The following is a 19,293-nucleotide window of genomic DNA, read 5'->3' as shown; positions in this document are numbered from 1 at the left end:
GTTAAGCTAACTTGTACTAATTACCCGTGAGGCTTAACCATACAACGCCAAACGCGTTTTATGTGACTGTTTAAGCGCAGAAGTTAAGATTGTAGGTCGTGATTTATCGCGACAACTAAAGTAGATTACTGGCAGCTATAAGCGATAAGCTTAAAGTTGTAAGAAGACAATTATCAGCATTTTCAAATTTTAGTTAGTGCGTAGAGATACGAACTGACACCCAATTTGCTTGGTGACAATAGCGTTTTGGACCCACCTGATCCCATGCCGAACTCAGTAGTGAAACGAAACAGCGCCGATGATAGTGTAGCATTTGTTATGTGAAAGTAGGTCATCGCCAGGCTCCAAATAAAGAAAGCCCGACTCACTGAGTCGGGCTTTTTTACGTCTGCAGGAAAGTGAAACAGCGAGCAAGGTGGCCAATGTTGCTCAGGCGTTCACCTGAAAGCAATACACCCCCATATATCGGTTGTCGCGATAAATCACGACCTACTGTTTTGCAATCAGCGTGCGGGTATTTTATTGTAGGTCAGGCTTTAGCCTGAAGGCATATACAGTATTCCCCAGAGCCCCATATACTCTTTTCTCAACGCATTCTTATTGTTAATCAGTGGTTTACAGCGTGTTCAGAATAAATTTAAATAAGAGTAATACCAATCTACTTAGAAACGGGGGCTATTTAATTTCAAGAAAATTGCGCTATAACGAGGCAAAAGTTTTTAACGACGTTATAGCGTGATTTAATTCGTTAAATTTTTCAAATATTTATTCAGATTAGTATAGCGATAGTTCATAACTTTACTTTGCTTATGAACTACTTTACTAACGCTATGTAGCTCACTAGTTTAATGCAATAGGTTTAGTATCGCTTTAGGTAATAATATCAATCGACTTAAATATTTAACCACTCTAGCGGGCTAAATAAAGCGCTAACTGTGTTATAAATTTTTCATGTAGAACAACTGCATGTCAAAATTTATGCCTTGTTATCACTGTATTTACCTGTCGCTATAAGTGGTCAGTAACTTAACACGATTGGTATAATAACAAAAAGCTTGTTAAAAATATGAGCCCCTAGAATAAACCATAGCCTTCTGTTTCTTCAGCATGCTGCTGGGCTAAGTGAGCGGGGCGAAATATAGCACTAGGATCTATGAGTACGCTGTGCTTACCTTCAAGCTTTATTAAGCCGCACATCATACTTTTAGTCTGAGGGTCTATATCAAAACCAATATCGGTAAGCTTATCAAGAGGTTTAATGTTCTCTTTTTGATAACTGATATTATCTTCAACTTTATCGACTAAAAGGCCTATATGAGGGGTTCGGCCATCTTTAGTGGTGAAAATAATGATAGGTTTATAGTCCAAAATTATTTGCTCTTTAGCGGATTCAAATAATCGAATTAGCTGCATAAAGCTATTGCTTCGCTCGTGGCTTAGTTCCTGTAAAGCCTGTTTAATCGCTCCTTGTTTAACTAATTGAATAATCATATTTGAGCGTTCATAAAGCCGCTCATAAGGAATTTTAAAGCGCTCAATAATAGCTTGAAGATCTTCATTCTCGGTTTTAAAGTTGCTGTACCATTTAGTGAAGTTTGATTGTTGGATATCATCACTTTGATTAAATATTTGGTTTTGATTTATACTGTTTTCCAGTGCATTAAACCATTGATATTGCTTTTCTTCCCATTCGTTAAATAAGTTACTTAGTAGTTGATTACTTGCTTGGGTAGATTGTTTATTGAGAATGAGCCCTAGATCAAAGATTGGAGTAGGCGTTTCCATATAATCTTTAACGCCAATGAAACTTTTATTATCGTTTGGTAATGAGGTTAAATTATCTTCAAAGCGCTCTGTTAAAAGTATATCGAGAATCTTTAATGAAATAGTTTTCTGACCTACTCTAAAATTAATTAAATCCATACGTTCCTCACGTCCCAAATTAGTAATTTAAGGATAGAACATAATTTAGAAAAGACAGTGATTTCGCTGATTTTTTAGAAAACAGAACGATAGATTATACGTTTATTCTGGTCTGTTTTATTTACGAACAATGAGTTTACCTTTTTATCCTCACGGAATACTCTATTTAATTGTAGAATCAAACAGCGGCGCTGTAGTGGTAATGAACAGCGCTTTACAGCAGAACTAAACACCATTGCATTAAGATAGCCTTCAAAATGAAGCCGATTAGGCTCATCAATTTTTGCTAGGAGCATGTCTTTAATAAATTCACGGCACCAGTATGCATCACACTCTTTTGGATTAGGGACAACCTCAGTAACCATAAGTTTACTCGGCTGTTTAATGCGATCAAATAAGTCCTGACTTGATACAAAGGATACGCTTGTATAGTCAGGTGAAAAATTGAGTTGATAAGCTTTATTTATAAATTCAGCTAATGGTTTGTATGTACCGACAAGTGCAATGGCTGTTACATTACTGGATTTTAATTGTTTAAGTGCGCTATCTATATCATTGCTATTACGTCGGTAACGAGCAACTTGAATTGGTTTAAGGTTATAAGAAGCAAGCGATTTAATTAGGGCACTTTCGACAACATGGCCAAATTCATCGGCTTGAATTAAAAAACCAATTTTAGAGTGCTTCAACTCTTCTACGAGGTATTTAATTTGCTCTCGAACTTCATCATAGTAACTAGCGCGGATGTTAAATACATTTATCGTTGGTTGGTGGTGTAAAAAATCAGCACCGCTATAGGGCATTAAATAAGGGGTTTTTACCCGTTCAAGAATAGGAGTAATTGCATGACTTGTAGGAGTTCCCATCGCACCAAACAGAGCATCGACTTTATCTTGGTAAATAAAGTGACGAGTATTGCTGACCGCCCTTTTTGGTTCATAGCCATCATCAGCCACGAGTAGCTCTACTCGAGCTCCATTTATACCGCCATTGTTATTTATTTTATTAAAATAAGCATTACTACCTTGGTAAAGTTGCTCGCCAATTTGTTTAGCTGGGCCACTCAATGCTGTAGACATGCCTAATTTTATAACCTGCTTTTCCTCGGCATAGATAAAATTACTCATGAAAAGAAAAAGGAGTAAAAGAGTACTAAGGTAACTTTTTAAGTAAATATTGCTCATACCAGTTATTAACAGCCTGCTTAAATAGTTTATCGAGTGATTTTTTACCACTGATCTGGAAAACTATTTGTACTTTTTTTGGTGACCAGTTTTGTAATATTAGCCTAATAATAAGGTGTTTGGTATTTTCATCACAATTGAAAAAACTGTTTGGTGTACGCCAGAGTGCGCGCCATAGTAAAGGCTTTATAGCAAATAGCTGATAATCTGTTGCTAATAAGGCTGTAAGACGTTGATCTAACTTGTTATCAACACTTTCCTGTGCACAGCCGTTTAGTATTTGTTCGACTAATTGCTGATCCAATTGACTGAAATGATCAAGGAGCTGTAATGCAAAGTCTGATTGAAAATGAGCTGCAAGATCATTAATTAATAGATCATCGTCAGTTAGGGGCTTAACCATTAGAGCCGCATGTTCAGCAGTGGCTTTATCTTGTGCGAAGCCTAGTTTAAGTAAGTCAAATCCAGCATTTTGCCAAAACTTGAGTAGTGTTGCATTAGCACCAAAACTTGCCCCAAACCAATGGCAAGTTGAGGCTAGTTGCTGTTCACAATGGCTAATAAGTTGCGAGCCAATACCTTTGCTATGTTCTGATGGTGCAACGGCAATACGAACAACACGAGCAGATAACTTTGTAAGTACGTCAGCATCAATACTTAGCTGGGCTAATGTTTGCGCCATTAAATGCCCTTGGGGACGACGCTTACCACTGACTATTTGTGCGCTTATATCAACGGGTAAACCACCTTCAATCGCAATTAAACATACGGCAATAATGCAATTTTGTTGCTGACACACAAATATACGCTGCCTAGTTGCATCGAGTAAATGGCGTAAGTCATTCACGCTGGTTTGGTAATGTGCTAATGCCAACAGTCCTATCACTTGGCGTAGTAAAACCTCATTTTTGGCAAGGTTCTGAGCATTTAATTCAGAAAAGTGAAGGGGGTTAGTATTCAGAACAATACTTTGATGATCCGCATCAAGTGCTAACAAATTACAAATATGCTGCTCGAGGGGATCATTCGCTGCAAAGCGGATTGGCTGTTCTAAAGTAACACTGCGCATATTTTTATAATGATGCTCCAAATAGTGTTTGAACTTTAATGTATACCCGCGACCGTTTCCTTCATAACCTATTATTGTGCTGGCAAATACAATACGAGGATAATGTGCGAGTATTTTAATTAGTAGTGGTACTGGGATCGCAGCGGCTTCATCAACCAGCAACACATCACATTCTGGTAGCTCATTAAGTAACTGATCGGGTGCAACATAATGTAGGTTGGCGAGTTGTTTATTTTGTGCTTGATATGTGAGCTCTCGCTCTATTGCAAAGTGTTTAAAGCAGCTGTGCAAGGCATTAAATTGTTGTGAGCAAATGAGTATTTTTTTGCCTATTAATTTTGCGGCTGCAAGACCCAAAGAGGCGGATTTTCCACGGCCGCGATCTGCACTGATTAATAATGGTCTATTGGCCCTTCCTGTCGCTGTTTTAACTATTTGATCGATACAATATTGTTGTTCAGTTAAGTCTATTTTACCAGCTAGCTGACTCGTGTTAGGTGATTGCTGCCAGCCTGTCTGTTGGCTCAAATGCAGTAATAGATCGTTACAGAGTAAACGTGCGAAGCGTTGGTTAAAATAACTGTATTGTTGCTGCGTTTCAAATGATTGAAACGCAGTAAGTGCAGGGTCGCACCAATGGTGTAACTCATTAAGCTCAGGCAACAGTAGAATAAACAACCCGCCAGCCTGGACAGTGCCACTGAGGGCTGCAAACTTATCAGGTACTAACCCACTAAACCCATCATAAATAACATGTTGAAATTCTTGGCCGAGAATCTGGTGAGTATGTTCGGGCCAAACACTGTTTGTGAGATCAGGACTGTTTGATAATACTTTTACATGCGGGTTGTTAAGTTGGTTGAGTAATTCATTAGCTTGTTGATAACACCAATTTTGTTCGCCAGTAATTAAGAGCAACTGCCTATGCTTAGCATAGGCAAGTTGCGTTAGAGTATTTTGTAGTAGCGAGTTAAATAGCTTGTAGTCGTGCATAAACAGTTACTAACCACTTACTACCAAAATCATCAAAATTCACTTGTACGCGAGATTGTGCACCACTACCTTCATAGTTAATAACTGTTCCCATACCAAACTTTGCATGTAATACATGTTGGCCTAAGTTAAAACCACTTTCTTCAAATGTGGCATGACTTACTGATGAGCTAAAACGTCCTGATGCAGGTGGGCGTGATACTTGTGTTTTAATGCGAATTTCTTCAATGCAATCCTCAGGCATTTCGCGTAAAAAACGTGACGGGCTGTGATATTTTTCTTGCCCGTAAAGGCGGCGAGTCTCGGCGTGACTGATATACAGTTTTTCCATCGCACGAGTCATGCCTACATAACAAAGGCGACGTTCTTCTTCTAAGCGACCTGACTCCTCATTACTTTGTTGTGAAGGGAACATACCTTCTTCAACACCCACCATAAATACCAGTGGAAACTCTAGACCTTTCGCTGAGTGTAAGGTCATCATTTGCACCGCATCTTCGTGCTCTTGTGCTTGACCATCGCCAGACTCGAGTGAGGTGTGCGCTAAAAAACCTTGTAAAGGAGAGCTATACTCTTCATCTTCTGGCAGCTCATATTGGCCACAGGCACTGATCAGCTCCTCTAAATTTTCTACGCGAGCGCGGCCTTTTTCACCTTTTTCAGCCTGATACATCGCCATCAAACCTGATGTTTGAATCGCGTATTTGGCTTGCTCTTCTAACGTGAGATCGCTAATTTTATCTTCAATATGCTCTACTAGTTCAACAAACTTAGTAACAACGGTTGCTGCGCGGCCTGATAAATGTTGTTGCTCAACAATCGCTTTAGCGGCGTACCACAATGGTAATGATTCGCTACGGGCACAGTCGCGTATATGGCTCAGGGTTTTATCACCTATACCACGGGCTGGGGTGTTAATTACTCGCTCAAAAGCGGCATCGTCTTGGCGATTACCTACTAAGCGTAAATATGCGAGTGCATCTTTAATTTCTTGACGTTCAAAGAAGCGCATACCGCCATAAATGCGGTATTTTAAACCTTCTTGGAGCATAGCTTCTTCAAGAACGCGTGATTGTGCATTACTACGGTACAAAATAGCGGCATCTTGCAGGGCGTTCCCCGCGTTCAACCAGCTGCGTAATTTACTACTAACAAAGCGTGCTTCATCTAATTCGTTAAAGGCAGCATAAACTGAGATTGGCTCACCATCATTACCATCAGTCCAGAGGCTTTTGCCCATACGATCTGAGTTATTTTGAATGAGTGCATTAGACGCTTTTAGAATGGTAGCAGTAGAACGATAATTTTGTTCTAGGCGAATAGTTTCGGCCTTAAAGTCGGTTAAAAAACGTTTAATGTTTTCAATTTTAGCACCACGCCAGCCGTAAATACTTTGGTCATCATCGCCAACAATCATAATACTATTAGTGTCGCCTGCCAGCAATTTAAGCCATGCATATTGAATAGTATTGGTATCTTGAAACTCGTCAACTAACATGTGGGCAAAGCGTTGCTGGTAATGACGAAGCAAGGTGGGGTTATTTTTTATAACTTCAAAACTGCGTAGTAAAATTTCTGCAAAATCGACTAAACCGGCACGGTCACATGCTTCCTGATAAGCGGTATACACTTTTAACATCATTTGTTCGTTGATGTCATAAGCTTGAATATCTTTAGGGCGCAGGCCTTCGTCTTTTTTGGCACTGATATACCAACCAAACTGTTTAGCAGGCCATTTTTTATCATCAATATTCATGGCTTTTAATAAGCGCTTGATCATGCGCAGCTGGTCGTCAGAGTCTAAAATCTGAAATGCCTCTGGCAAATTAGCTTCGCGATGATGGGCGCGTAAAATACGGTGTGATAAGCCATGGAAAGTACCAATCCACATTCCACCAACAGGAGCTTGAAGGGCTTCTTCAACGCGAGAGCGCATTTCTTTAGCTGCTTTATTAGTAAAGGTTACCGCAAAAATACTGTAAGCCGAAGCTTGCTCAACTTGCATTAACCACGCGATACGATGAACCAGTACTCGAGTTTTACCAGAGCCAGCACCAGCGAGCACCAACATATTTTGTAGTGGAGCAGCTACGGCATCCCGTTGTTTGTCATTTAAGCCATCGAGTAATTCTGAAACGTCCATCATCACGCCTTTTCAATCAATATTGAAGGCAGTATAACAGGTGTTTTTGTTAGGCTAAATAAAATACTGTTTTTATAAACAGTTAATTTAAAAAATGTTCTTTATTCTATTTAGTGAGTTTTTTAGCTAAGCTATCATGCGCATGATAATGTTACCGTAGTAAATTTGACTTATATTTAGTGAAAATAACGATTTTGGTAAAAAGAAATGATGCTATATTATTTTAAGTTTTTGATTTTAATCGTTTTTAATAATTGGCATGATGTGTGTAAGTATCTAATAAGAAATTAAATTAATAATTGAGGTTAACATGGCAGATCAAGGTTCTGGCGGTAATGTAATTGCGGCAATTTGTAATATCTTTTTTCCAGGTTTAGGGCAGTTGGTGCAAGGACGTATTTTGGCAGCTCTTGTTTTCGCAATCATTGTTTTTGGTGGTTATGCGCTATGGTTTTTAGTTATCCCTCCTATCATAGGTGCAATATTTCATTTGTGGGCGATCATTGATGCCGCACGTTTTAGAACTTACCGGTAGCAGGTTTACCGAAAGACAAAAATAGCGCTTTATAGCGCTGTTTTTGTATCTGGCTTTCGTTATTTGTAACTGACTAGGTTATAATTCTTCGCATAAGTAGTACTGGACTATAATTATGGAATATCAATTTATACGTGACCCTATCAGCGGATTGCGTATTAAAATTAGCAGCGAGCACGCCGTGATTGGTCGTTGGTTAAATGAAGAGATCGGCAAAGATAAAATAGCCATGGTGCAAGCTTTAATTGCGTCAGTTGCCAGCAGCTTTGAGCCGCTGACTTTACAAGGCCAAGAAATAGACTTGATCTTAAATAAAGACGAAGCCATTTTTGAAGCCCATGCATTGCACCAAGATTCAGAAGATTTAATCGCTTATCAAGATGATGAACTCATGCTTGAAGAAAACGGGCTTAGCAGCGGCTGTGGCTTTGAAGACTTTGTTGATTTAATTAACTCTTGGCAAGAATTTACTACAGGAAGGTAAGCAGAGCATAGGCTCTGCTATTTGGCTATATTACTGCTCAGACACTGATTTAACAGCAGTAAGTAATAAATTTTCGGTCAGGCGTACTTTATAGTTAGGGTTAGCGTATTGAAAATGCACGAGCCCTTTTTTATCTACCACAAATACCGCAGGCACAGGCAGTGCAACTTTAGCTTTACCATCGAGGGACACAAAATTCACCCCTAGTTTATTACGGTAAATAGTCGCTGTTTTATCATCTAAATAAAATGCAAGGCCAAGCGCTTGGCTTAAGGTAAGGCTATCGTCAGAAAGCAACTGATAATTAGGGGAGTCAATTTTACTCTCAGCGAGCTTTTCAGGGCTGTCTGGTGAGATTGCAATAATTTGTGCACCTAATTCAGCTAGTTCAGCTTCTATTTTTTGTATACTCGCAAGTTGCTTTGAGCAATACGGGCACCAGCCACCTCGATACACTATTAACACCGTTGTTTTTTCTGCAAAACGCTCAGTAAGATCAACATTGTGACCATCTTTATTCTTTAATGTTGTTGCAGGTATAGTCAGTCCAGGCATCAGTGGGCTGACTTTTTCAGCTGCTGAGGCAATATTCGTTGCGGTTGCAGCTGATACCGATGCTGTTATAAGCATAGAGCAAGCAAATAAAATAGGTTTTAGCATGTAATTCCCTTGGTAATTTTTGAAACGTGCGGCTTAGATGACAGACTAGCAAGATAAACAATTTCATCAAACTTAATTTATCTGTATTATTAGCAGTAATTAAATAGAGTAACTGGGATCGAAATGTCTGCCAATTTAAGTAAACTAGTAGTGATGCTAGAAATGCAAAATGCCATGAATACTAAAGTACATGACCAATGGTTTAGCCAAGGGTTTGAGTGGAATCGTGCTATTTGGGTTGAATGCGCTGAAATGCTTGATCATTACGGTTGGAAATGGTGGAAAAAGCAAACTCCAGATACCGAACAAGTTATTTTAGAGCTTGTTGATATTTTTCATTTTGGTTTATCGCTACGCATTGATGGTAAAACTAGTTACTTAGATTTAGCTAAGCAACTTGAACAACAGTTAAGTGCACCGCAGCAAGCTGATGACTTCAAACAAACATTAGAAATTCTAGCGGCGTCAGCTGTTGCAGATAAAACCTTTAACGCTGCTGCATTCGCAGGTTGCATGGTGCAAATAGGTATGGATATTGATGATTTATACCGTGGTTATGTAGGTAAAAATACGCTTAACTTTTTCCGTCAAGATCATGGTTACAAAGACGGTAGCTATATTAAAGAATGGCATGGACAAGAAGATAACGAGCATTTAGTTGAAGTAGTTAAAAGCCTTGATACTGAACATGCTGATTTTGCAAAGCTTGTATACCAAGGCTTGGAGGCGCGTTACCCTAAGAGTTAAGGGTGGACGTGGCTAAAATCAGTAATATTTAAATAGTCACTAATTTCATTGTGTGGTTGCTTGCTATCAGGGTTTGCAACCGCCAATAAATGACCAATACCAAACTCTTTCGCGGCTTTTAACACACTTAAACTGTCGTCAATAAATAGTGTTCGTTGTTTATCAAACTCTAAATCTGCATGTACTTGTTGCCACAAACTTTGATGCTCCTTACTTACACCGTATTGATGAGTAGACACCACACCATCCAAATAATTATCAATGGCTGTTTTTTCGAACTTTAAAATAACACTTTCAGGGTGCGCGTTGGTCAATAAAATAAGCTCTTTACCAGCTTGGCGCAGTGCAGTTAAAAAAGCAGGCACATCTTCACGTACTTTAATAAGGTGCTGTGTTTGGCGTTTAAGCTCCATAATTGGCAGATTAAGCTGCTGCTCCCAATAATCTAAACAGTACCATTGAATTTGCCCATGAACTGCTTGATAACGTTTTGCAATATCAGCTTTTGCTTCATCCAAACCAACATTGCGCACAATAGCATGCTGCTCAGGAATAACGTTTAGCCAAAAGTGATTATCGAAATGTAAATCAAGGAGTGTGCCATCCATATCGAGTAATACAGTATCGATTTTTGACCAATTTAGCATAGGAATTTCCACTTATAGGGTTTATGATTAAACTAACTGCCATGATAGCAAATTAATGCCGATGACACAGAAAAAGCACCCAACACCACCTGAAATTCTCAGTGACGAAGTCGTCGCTAAAAGCCGTTTATTTACGGTTGAATCCTTAGAATTAAAATTTTCAAATGGCGAGCAGCGCCAATATGAGCGGATCCGTGGCGGTGGCCGGGGGGCGGTAATGATAGTGCCACTAAATATAGACAATGAACTGCTGCTAGTTCGTGAGTACTGTGCTGGCACCAATGATTATCAACTAGGCTTTCCCAAAGGGTTAATCGACCCCGGTGAAACACCAGAGCAAGCAGCAAACCGAGAACTTAAAGAAGAGGTTGGCTTTGGTGCTGAGCAACTCCAACCATTAAAAGTAGTATCAATGGCACCGAGCTACTTTAATGCGACAATGCATATTTTATTTGCTCAGCAGCTTTATCCGCAAACACTTATAGGTGATGAACCAGAACCATTAGTGGTTGTTAAGTGGCCATTAACCGATTGGCAGTCATTATTACAACAATCAGACTTCACAGAAGCACGAAGCGTTGCAGCTTTGCTATTATTAACTAAGCATTTAGAATCTGGAGCTGCCAATGAATAAATTACTAGAGCCTTGCATTGAACTTGCACAAAGTGCAGGGGCAGCCATTATGGCTATTTATAAACATGGTGATATCGGTCAACAAGAAAAGTCGGATCATACCCCTGTTACTAAGGCGGACTTAGCTGCAAATGATGTACTTGTCGCCGGCTTAAAAGCACTCGCACCCGATATCCCTATTATGTCTGAAGAAACGCCCATACCTGCACTTGCGGATAGGCAAGATTGGCAACGTTATTGGTTGCTGGATCCTATGGATGGTACGGGGGAGTTTATTTTAGAAAGTGGTGACTTCGCTGTAAATATTGCCTTGATTGAAAATAATCGTCCGGTACTTGGTGTGATCTATTGGCCAGCAAAAGAAACCACTTATTTTGCTAGCTATCAAAATGGTGCATTTAAGCGTGTTGCCGGTATAGAGCAGCAGATCAATGTTGCTACCCCTGATAACCTAACTTTAGCCGTTAGCCGACGCCAAAAGATTGAAGCGGTGAGTCAATACTTAAATGCACAGTTTACAACCGTTGCAGTTGGCTCATGCTCTTTAAAGGCATGTATTGTTGCTGAAGGGAAAGCTGATTGCTTTTTACGTATAGGTCCAACGGGTGAATGGGATACAGGCGCTTCACAAATTATTGTAGAAGAAGCGGGTGGTTGTATTACCGATGCCGAATTTAACCCGTTAACCTACAATCAGCGTGAAAGCACTGAAAATCCTGACTTCATTGTGATGGGGCACCCTGATTGGGAGTGGCAAAAAATGATTAATCCGCATCAAAGAGCACTTTAATTCGTATTTTGATTGCTTTTTGTTCGGTTGAACAGTTTTAAGTGGTTTAACTCTTGCATTATATTATGATTCCTATACTATAGCGCTCTCTTCGAAACAGGTTCGAAAACAATACGAAACTGTTGAAAAGAAATTACAGGCGCGGGATGGAGCAGTCTGGTAGCTCGTCGGGCTCATAACCCGAAGGTCGTCGGTTCAAATCCGGCTCCCGCAACCAACTTTTTATAAAAATTTGGTTACTGTAAACTCTTGGTTAGAGTGAAAATTAACTAGTCGATAGACTTTAAATACACAGGCGCGGGATGGAGCAGTCTGGTAGCTCGTCGGGCTCATAACCCGAAGGTCGTCGGTTCAAATCCGGCTCCCGCAACCAATTTTAAATTGGAAGCCAAGTTGTCATGTATAGCAACTTTAAATAACTCTACAATTTCAGGCGCGGGATGGAGCAGTCTGGTAGCTCGTCGGGCTCATAACCCGAAGGTCGTCGGTTCAAATCCGGCTCCCGCAACCACTGAAATAAAAGTGAAAGTAAGAATGAATCGACACTCTATATGAGTGTTTTTTTATGCCTGAAATTCAGTGAAATTCAGTGAAATTCAGTGAAATGCTTAGATTGGGCTGCGCATAACCTGAAGGTCGTCGGTTCGCTTTTCATAAACACTGGCTCCCGCAACCACTGAAATAAAAGTGAAAAGTAAGAATGAATCGACACTCTATATGAGTGTTTTTTTATGTCTGAAATTAAGTGAAATGCATAGATTGGGTTGCGTATAACCTGAAGATCGTCGGTTCGCTTTTCATAAACTCAGGCTCCCGCAACCACTGAAATAAAAGTGAAAAGTAAGAATGAATCGACATTCTATATGAGTGTTTTTTATGTCTGAAATTTAGTGAAATGCTTATATCAATTTTATTAAAAACATGGTCATGCTAGCAAATTAAATTACTCACTAACTACGTTAAAAATTACTTATATAGAACAACTACATATCATAATTTTTGCATTGTTATTGAGCCATTTTCTTGTCGCAATAATAGATCACTAATTTAATGCAATTGGTATATTAGGCTGTTATGAATCTTACTTCCAAAGATCTGGGTCGTCATTTGCGTTTAAATTACTATTGTTGAGGACTTGTGCGAATCGATTTGCAAAAATACCTAAATATCCCCATGCCGCAAAGAATATTGCAGTGACAAGAATAACCAAACCAATTATTTGCAGGCTGAAGTGAGTATAGTAACCAAGGGCAATAAATATCACGGCCAGCACAAACAGTGCAAGGCCGCGTAAAAAGCGTTTTAAGCTGAGCTTAGGCTCTGAGCCTAAGCGATATATCAGCGGCTTTAACATAGCTGAAGACTATTAATAGTAAGAATGTTCGCCAGCTTTGTGATCAGTTATATCAGCAACGCCAGTGATTTCGTCAAACTTAGCTATCATTTCTTTTTCGATACCTTCTTTTAACGTGACATCGATCATTGAGCAACCATTACAACCACCACCAAATTGTAAAACTGCAATACCTTCTGCCGTTACTTCAACAAGGCTTACTTGGCCACCGTGGTTTGCTAACTGAGGGTTAACCTCGGTTTCTAGCATGTGTTGGATGCGCTCATTAAGTCCTGCGTCATCACCAATTTTACGTGCTTTAGCATTTGGCGCTTTAAGGGTCAGCTGTGTGCCCATATTGTCGGTGACGAAATCGATTTCAGCTTCTTCTAAGAAAGGTGCGCTTTCAGCATCAACAACAGCATCAAAACCATTAAATGGTAGACGAATATCGCTTGCTTCTACAGCATCTTCAGGGCAATAAGAAACACCACATTCCGCTTGTGATGTACCAGGGTTAACAACAAACACACGGATGTTTGTTTTTTCAGCTTGGTCAGCTAATAATTTTGCAAAATGCGATTGTGCGGTTTCGGAAATAGAAATCATAAAACAACTATACTTGACTAAATTACTCGGATACTGGTTATCATACTCCGCTCATCGCGTTGTCGCCAGTGTTGAGCGTAAAAATTTGGCATCTATTTTAAGCAATGATAGCGTGCAAACATTGATCATTAAATGAGTGTTTTATATGCGTTTGATAATAACAATCTTTACACTATTACTAAGTTTTTCTTGTTTAGCCCAACCTCTTTCTTATTATTTTGAAGAAGACGTTAAATTTGACCCAATGATCCCCACTCCAGAGCAGGTTTTAGGCTATGAAGTAGGTCAGTGGCATGTACGTCATGATCAGTTAGTGCGCTATATGGAGGTGTTAGCACAAAAAAGTGATCGTATAAATTTTGAGGTAATAGGTCGGACTCACGAGCAGCGCCCATTAGTCATGCTAACGATTACCGCGGCTGATAAATTACCTAAAGTTGAACAAACCCGTCAGGCACATTTAGCACGTTTATCTGATAAAGAAAAAGCGAAAGCAGTGAATCAACCTGCCGTTGTTTGGATGGGTTATAGTGTGCATGGCAATGAATCTTCTGGCAGTAACTCAGCCTTATTAGTGGCGTATTATTTAGCTGCGGCGCAAGGAAAAGAGATTGATACGCTATTAAATAATACGGTCATTTTACTTGATCCTTCATTAAATCCAGATGGTTTAGCCCGTTTTGCTAATTGGGCGAATAGTAATCGCGGGATGAATTTGTCATCGGATCCACAAACCCGTGAACACGTTGAAAGCTGGCCAAGTAGCCGTACTAACCATTATTGGTTTGATTTAAATCGCGACTGGCTACTACTACAACACCCTGAATCGCGCGCGCGGATTGCTAAATTTCACCAGTGGAAGCCAAATATTCTGACAGACTTTCATGAGATGGGACCAAATAGCACATACTTTTTTCAACCTGGTATCCCTACTCGTAAACACCCAATAACACCAGATGAAAATGTTAGCTTAACGAAGGCAATTGCTAATTACCATGCAAAAACACTGGATGAGCATAACGCCTTGTATTTTACTGAAGAAAGCTTTGATGATTTTTATTATGGTAAAGGTTCAACATACCCTGATGTGAATGGTGGCGTGGGTATTTTATTTGAACAAGCGAGCTCACGAGGTCATTTACAAGACACGATAAATGGTCCGCTGAGCTTTGCTTTTACTATCAAAAATCAACTATTAACAAGTATGTCGACGTTTCAAGCGGCAATAGATAATCGCCAAGCGTTACTCGACTATCAAGCTAGTTTTTATAATCATGCTGTAGAACTTGCTAGTGATGAAGATTACAAAGGTTATGTAGTGCAAGGCGGCGTTGATACTGCCCGTATTGAGCTATTCTTAGATTTATTAAAACAGCACAAAATTAGTGCTTATCCACTTAACAAAAGTGTGAAAGTAGGCGGTAAAAACTTTACAACACACAGTTATTTTGTGCCACTTGCACAACCTCAATTTCGTTTAGTGAAAGCTTTATTTAGCGAACAAAAAAGTTTTGTTGATAACACCTTTTATGATGTATCTGGCTGGACCTTGGCGCATGCCTTTAATTTAGAATTTGCAGCAGTAAAAAGTGGCTGGGGATTAGATGTGAGTAAAGCCGCGTGGCAACAGCCAGAGCAAGCACAGTTTGCAACGTTGGGTACGCATTATGCGTTTGGTTTTAAATGGGATAATTATTTAGCGCCTAAAATGCTTAATAAGTTATTGCAACAAGGTGTGCAGGCACGTGTGGCACTTAGCTCGTTATCAGCAAAGTCACTTACTCATACTGAAGAATTTGCGGCTGGAAGCATTATTATTCCTGCTGGTATTCAAACTAATCCGCAGTGGGTTACGCTCTTAAATAGTGCTCAGAATGAATTTGGCATAGCGATCACACCGATCACTTCAGGTCTAACAGCTAAAGGGGCTGATTTAGGCTCAAGAACACTTGCCGTAGTGAAAGCACCTAAGGTGCTGCTTGTTGGTGGTCAAGGGACAAGTCAATACGAGGTCGGTGAGGTGTGGTATTACTTAGACCGTTTTGTTGGCGTGGCACCTACGATAGTTGAAATGGAGCGCTTTGGTAATTTAGAGTTGAGTGATTACAGCCATATTGTATTGGCGCATGGTAATTATAATAAGCTGTCAGATGCTGATAAAGTAGCGATTAAAAGTTGGGTGCGTAAAGGTGGCGTTATTTGGGGGCACAAAGGTGGAGCAAAATTTTTAGTTGATCAACAGTTATTAAAAACCAGTTACTTATCACGCCAGGATGTCGCCAGTGCATTTAAAACAGATGGGCTAAATTATGGCGATAAAGATCACTTATCTGGACGCCAACGTATTGCTGGAGCGATCTTTAATACTAAAGTTGATTTAACTCACCCTCTTACCTTCTCATTGCAACGAGACACCTTGCCCGTATTTAAAAATAGTACTTGGTTGCTTGAAATGTCAGCAGCACCATTTGTTAATGTGCTGCAATATACTCAAAAGCCATTACTAGCTGGTTTTACGGATGATGTGAATGTTGAACAAGTTACTGGAGCAGCGGGTTTAGTTGCTCACTCATACGGGCGTGGTAATGTAATCGGCATGACTGACAACCCAGTATTTAGAGGTTACTGGTATGGCACAAGTCGGCTATTAAGTAATGCATTATTTTTCGGTCATACATTTCGAGCAAATGGGCAATAGTGTCAATTTGCACAAGAGTTAATGTTCTAGTGGCGTTAGGCAAGTAACAAATGTCCATACTTGTTTAGCGCCAGCGTGTTTAAGTGCCATGGTGGCAGCATTGAGTGTTGCCCCTGTGGTCATAACGTCATCAATAATAGCCACCGTTTTTCCTGTCATATCTGTATTACACACAAATGCATTATTTAAATTTTTTATACGTTTAGCTTTACTCAGCGAGGACTGCGCTTGTGTTTTTTTAGTGCGTTGTAAACTCTGAAAATCAACATTTTCGTTTATTAGGCATGGTAGCCAACATTGCGCTACTTGATTAAAACCACGTTGTAGAAAACGTTGAGGATGCAAAGGTAAAATAATAAATATATCAGGCCATGACTCGCTATTGAGTTTGTAAATTTCTAGTTGTTGCTTAATCACAAGTGATAGTGCTTTTTTATAATGGATCTGGTTGCTAAATTTAAGCTGTGTGAGCCAATGATCGAAAGGTGCGCGATACCATGAACAGGCAAATAAGCGATCAAACTGGCAGTCAGGAAATAACTCGACTATATCTGGGCGATATAACAAGTTTGGGTGGGCTGTAATATCGAGCAACGCTAGATCTGCTAAGCAATGTTCGCATAAGCAGTGTTTTGTTAAAATAACACTCTGACATTGCACACAAAACGAAGGAAAAAACCAGTCAGATAAATGTTGTATTCGTTGATTAAAACCACTCATTGCATTCAGTCCTTGAAGCGCTATTATGAGCACTAAGTTTGGATGAGGATTGATAAAAATGCAAAATGAGTTGGTGTTACTACATGGCTGGGGGATGAATCAAGGTGTATGGAAAATCATTTTTCCGGAACTGGAGTTCTTACATGCAGGCGTTGTGCGGTGTATGAATTTACCCGGCTATGGCGACAGTCAAGTGTGGCCAACACCGTATAACTTGCATGATGCGGCTAAGCAGTTAAGTGAACAATTACAACCTAACTCTATTTTAGTGGGCTGGTCATTAGGGGGGCTATTTGCATTATATATTGCCAAACATTGGCCTGAAAAAGTAGCTAAAGTGCTATTAGTAGCTTCAAGTCCATTCTTTGCAGAAACAGAGGACTGGCCGGGTATTAAAGCAAATGTTTTAACGGCTTTTAAAGAGCAGCTAGTTACACATCGTGAAAAAACCATAGAGCGATTTTTAGCTATTCAAGCAATGGGAAGCACGAGTTCACGTGATGATATTAAACAGTTAAAAAAATTACTGAACGAATACCCTGCACCACAAGAATGTGCACTAAGCGCAGGGCTAGATATACTACAAAGTGATGATTTACGCGATATCTTTAGCAATTGCCCGGTGCCCATTAGAGGCGTTTTTGGGCGTTTAGATGCATTAGTACCGTACCGTGGCATAGCAAAAATGCAGGCACTGAATAGTGACTTTGAGTATGAAGTGATTGATAAAGCTTCCCACGCACCGTTTATTTCTCATAAAAAAGAGTTTTTATCTGCCGTCAAATCAATGCTTTGAAAAGTAATATCGACATAGCATTAAAAAGCCAATAGTAAAGCTTTATTTTGTGTGTTTTATGAGCGATAATTAACCAATATATCATTGGTGGAGGTGTAGTATGCCAATCGGATCTGTATTTAATAGTGGTGTTGAAGGTTTTAACCGTGCCAGTCAAGGCATAGAAAAAGCCAGCGCAGAGATAAACCGCGCCAGCATTGAACAACAAGATGATGCGCAGTTAGCCCAGCAGCGTCAGTTGCAAGCTGCACGCCCAGAAGAAGCGATAACAGCGCCTGTATCGCAACCGCCAAAAATTGACGAAGCATTAGTAAACTTAAAAGTTGAAGAGTTTAATGTTAAGGCAAATACGCAATCGATACAGACAGCAGACGAAGTGCTTGGCACTTTGATTGACGTTAGAGTTTAATAGACTATGAATATTGTCACGCCATTTCCCAGTATTAATATAAACACTGCAAATGTGCATACGGAAACCGCTCGGCGTGACAATCAACTACGGGAAGTTATACCTGCCCCAGCGGCTGCAAAGCCTTCTAATACCGACAATAAAGCACTTGGCGATAACGAAAAAGCTAAGCAACCCGGCTCAACTGATGTTGGTACTTATGATGCTAAAGGTAAGCTTGCTGATGAAAAGGTAATTGAAGAGCGCCAGCAAAGCGATGGTGAGCAAAACGAAGAGCAACAAGAAGCTAAAAAAGAACAGCAGAAGAAAGAGCAAGTAACCCAGCAAGAGCAGCAAGATGCAGCTCAAATTAAAGAACTTAAAGCACGAGATACCGAAGTACGTATTCATGAGCAAGCGCATGCGTCAGTTGGTGGGCAATATGCCGGCTCGCCAAGTTATGATTATCAACGAGGGCCAGATGGCACTAATTATGCCGTTGGTGGTGAAGTGCAAATTGATGTTGCTGAAATAGAAGGCGATCCAAAAGCAACCATTGAAAAAATGCAAACGGTACGAGCAGCTGCACTTGCTCCTGCAGAGCCTTCAGGTGCTGACCGTTCAATTGCAGCTGATGCTACGCAAAAACTTGCAGCAGCGCAGGCTGAGCTTGCAACACCTGCCGCTGATGACGAGAGTGAATCAAATCGCTCTACTTTTAAGGTAGATAATGATTTAGCTGAAGATGAGCAAATAATTTCAGCTACAAATACAGAAACAGCAACTGCTAAGCGTGATGCAGATGTAGAGGCGCGCGCTGGTCGCATTGCGCAATTCTACCAAGGTGCTACCTCGGCTTACGGACAGTCAGGGTTTTCTGCAACTATATAATTCACTGTCCGGAATTAGTTGACCACAACAATTAGTATCACACCGTAAA

General features: G+C 40.0%; 18 protein-coding genes, 3 tRNA genes and 1 rRNA gene. 13 read left to right on the top strand and 9 right to left on the bottom strand.

Features of this window, described 5'->3' with window-relative positions; genetic code table 11:
- Window positions 1–228: 228 nt before the first annotated feature.
- A 5S ribosomal RNA gene (gene rrf, locus A7967_RS18125) occupies window positions 229–343 on the top strand.
- Window positions 344–1,074: 731 nt separating this feature from the next.
- Here rrf and A7967_RS18120 read toward each other — a convergent pair.
- From A7967_RS18120 to uvrD, 4 genes are all read right to left on the bottom strand, one after another.
- Complete coding sequence (locus tag A7967_RS18120; protein ID WP_054206357.1) at window positions 1,075–1,923, bottom strand: chemotaxis protein; 849 nt, start codon at window positions 1,921–1,923, stop codon at window positions 1,075–1,077.
- Between the two features lie 74 nt (window positions 1,924–1,997).
- Entirely contained in the window at window positions 1,998–3,002 is a 1,005-nt protein-coding gene (locus A7967_RS18115; protein ID WP_231659094.1) for an ABC transporter substrate-binding protein, read from the bottom strand.
- Window positions 3,003–3,075: 73 nt separating this feature from the next.
- Entirely contained in the window at window positions 3,076–5,169 is a 2,094-nt protein-coding gene (locus A7967_RS18110) for a GNAT family N-acetyltransferase (protein WP_054206359.1), read from the bottom strand.
- Window positions 5,147–7,312, bottom strand: a complete 2,166-nt coding sequence (gene uvrD / locus A7967_RS18105) for a DNA helicase II (protein ID WP_054206360.1) — start codon at window positions 7,310–7,312, stop codon at window positions 5,147–5,149. Before uvrD ends, A7967_RS18110 begins: the two co-directional genes overlap by 23 nt.
- A 310-nt stretch (window positions 7,313–7,622) precedes the next feature.
- Here uvrD and A7967_RS18100 point away from each other — a divergent pair, with 310 nt between their 5' ends.
- The gene (locus tag A7967_RS18100; protein WP_054206361.1) at window positions 7,623–7,847 is read left to right on the top strand and encodes a hypothetical protein; all 225 of its coding nucleotides are present in this window, start codon (window positions 7,623–7,625) and stop codon (window positions 7,845–7,847) included.
- A gap of 115 nt (window positions 7,848–7,962) precedes the next feature.
- Window positions 7,963–8,331 carry a YacL family protein gene (locus tag A7967_RS18095; protein WP_054206362.1) on the top strand — a complete coding sequence of 123 codons (369 nt, stop codon included), beginning with the start codon at window positions 7,963–7,965 and terminating at the stop codon, window positions 8,329–8,331.
- A 30-nt stretch (window positions 8,332–8,361) separates the two neighbouring features.
- Here the strand turns inward: A7967_RS18095 and A7967_RS18090 are convergent, their stop codons facing one another.
- Entirely contained in the window at window positions 8,362–8,991 is a 630-nt protein-coding gene (locus tag A7967_RS18090; protein ID WP_054206363.1) for a peroxiredoxin-like family protein, read from the bottom strand.
- 123 nt (window positions 8,992–9,114) lie between these two features.
- Between A7967_RS18090 and A7967_RS18085 the strand changes: the two genes are divergently transcribed.
- Window positions 9,115–9,738 carry a dUTP diphosphatase gene (locus A7967_RS18085; RefSeq protein WP_054206364.1) on the top strand — a complete coding sequence of 208 codons (624 nt, stop codon included), beginning with the start codon at window positions 9,115–9,117 and terminating at the stop codon, window positions 9,736–9,738.
- Here the strand turns inward: A7967_RS18085 and yrfG are convergent.
- Window positions 9,735–10,385 (bottom strand): GMP/IMP nucleotidase, encoded by a 651-nt coding sequence (gene yrfG / locus A7967_RS18080; RefSeq protein ID WP_054206365.1) that lies wholly within the window; start codon window positions 10,383–10,385, stop codon window positions 9,735–9,737. The genes A7967_RS18085 and yrfG overlap by 4 nt on opposite strands.
- Before the next feature lie 61 nt (window positions 10,386–10,446).
- On the opposite strand from yrfG, the gene nudE reads away from it, so the two are divergent.
- From nudE to A7967_RS18055, 5 genes are all read left to right on the top strand, one after another.
- A complete protein-coding gene (nudE, locus tag A7967_RS18075; protein WP_170174314.1) occupies window positions 10,447–11,019 on the top strand; it encodes an ADP compounds hydrolase NudE in 573 nt (190 codons plus the stop codon).
- Entirely contained in the window at window positions 11,012–11,809 is a 798-nt protein-coding gene (cysQ, locus tag A7967_RS18070; RefSeq protein ID WP_054206367.1) for a 3'(2'),5'-bisphosphate nucleotidase CysQ, read from the top strand. The genes nudE and cysQ overlap by 8 nt, the downstream gene beginning before the upstream one ends.
- 140 nt (window positions 11,810–11,949) lie before the next feature.
- Window positions 11,950–12,026 (top strand) — tRNA-Met (locus A7967_RS18065).
- A 79-nt stretch (window positions 12,027–12,105) separates the two neighbouring features.
- Window positions 12,106–12,182, top strand: a tRNA-Met gene (locus A7967_RS18060).
- Window positions 12,183–12,243: 61 nt separating this feature from the next.
- Window positions 12,244–12,320, top strand: a tRNA-Met gene (locus A7967_RS18055).
- A gap of 570 nt (window positions 12,321–12,890) precedes the next feature.
- Here A7967_RS18055 and A7967_RS18050 read toward each other — a convergent pair.
- Window positions 12,891–13,163 carry a hypothetical protein gene (locus A7967_RS18050; protein ID WP_054206368.1) on the bottom strand — a complete coding sequence of 91 codons (273 nt, stop codon included), beginning with the start codon at window positions 13,161–13,163 and terminating at the stop codon, window positions 12,891–12,893.
- Between the two features lie 12 nt (window positions 13,164–13,175).
- The gene (nfuA, locus tag A7967_RS18045) at window positions 13,176–13,751 is read right to left on the bottom strand and encodes a Fe-S biogenesis protein NfuA (RefSeq protein WP_054206369.1); all 576 of its coding nucleotides are present in this window, start codon (window positions 13,749–13,751) and stop codon (window positions 13,176–13,178) included.
- 145 nt (window positions 13,752–13,896) lie between these two features.
- Here nfuA and A7967_RS18040 point away from each other — a divergent pair, with 145 nt between their 5' ends.
- On the top strand, window positions 13,897–16,449 hold the full coding sequence (locus A7967_RS18040; protein WP_054206370.1) for a M14 metallopeptidase family protein: 2,553 nt from the start codon (window positions 13,897–13,899) through the stop codon (window positions 16,447–16,449).
- An 18-nt stretch (window positions 16,450–16,467) separates the two neighbouring features.
- On the opposite strand, the gene A7967_RS18035 is transcribed toward A7967_RS18040, so the two are convergent.
- Window positions 16,468–17,169, bottom strand: coding sequence for a ComF family protein (locus A7967_RS18035; RefSeq protein ID WP_054206371.1), 702 nt, complete (start codon window positions 17,167–17,169; stop codon window positions 16,468–16,470).
- Between the two features lie 58 nt (window positions 17,170–17,227).
- Between A7967_RS18035 and bioH the strand changes: the two genes are divergently transcribed.
- The 3 genes from bioH (at window position 17,228) to A7967_RS18020 (ending at window position 19,244) form a co-directional block, all read left to right on the top strand.
- On the top strand, window positions 17,228–17,965 hold the full coding sequence (gene bioH, locus A7967_RS18030; RefSeq protein WP_054206372.1) for a pimeloyl-ACP methyl ester esterase BioH: 738 nt from the start codon (window positions 17,228–17,230) through the stop codon (window positions 17,963–17,965).
- Between the two features lie 100 nt (window positions 17,966–18,065).
- On the top strand, window positions 18,066–18,374 hold the full coding sequence (locus A7967_RS18025) for a hypothetical protein (protein ID WP_054206373.1): 309 nt from the start codon (window positions 18,066–18,068) through the stop codon (window positions 18,372–18,374).
- A 6-nt stretch (window positions 18,375–18,380) separates the two neighbouring features.
- The gene (locus A7967_RS18020) at window positions 18,381–19,244 is read left to right on the top strand and encodes a putative metalloprotease CJM1_0395 family protein (RefSeq protein ID WP_054206374.1); all 864 of its coding nucleotides are present in this window, start codon (window positions 18,381–18,383) and stop codon (window positions 19,242–19,244) included.
- The last annotated feature ends 49 nt before the right edge of the window (window positions 19,245–19,293 follow it).

This window comes from Pseudoalteromonas neustonica (assembly GCF_001653135.1).
GTDB lineage: Bacteria > Pseudomonadota > Gammaproteobacteria > Enterobacterales > Alteromonadaceae > Pseudoalteromonas > Pseudoalteromonas neustonica.
Note: the sequence above shows the minus strand (reverse complement) of the source record. Positions and strands in the feature narration are given on the sequence as shown.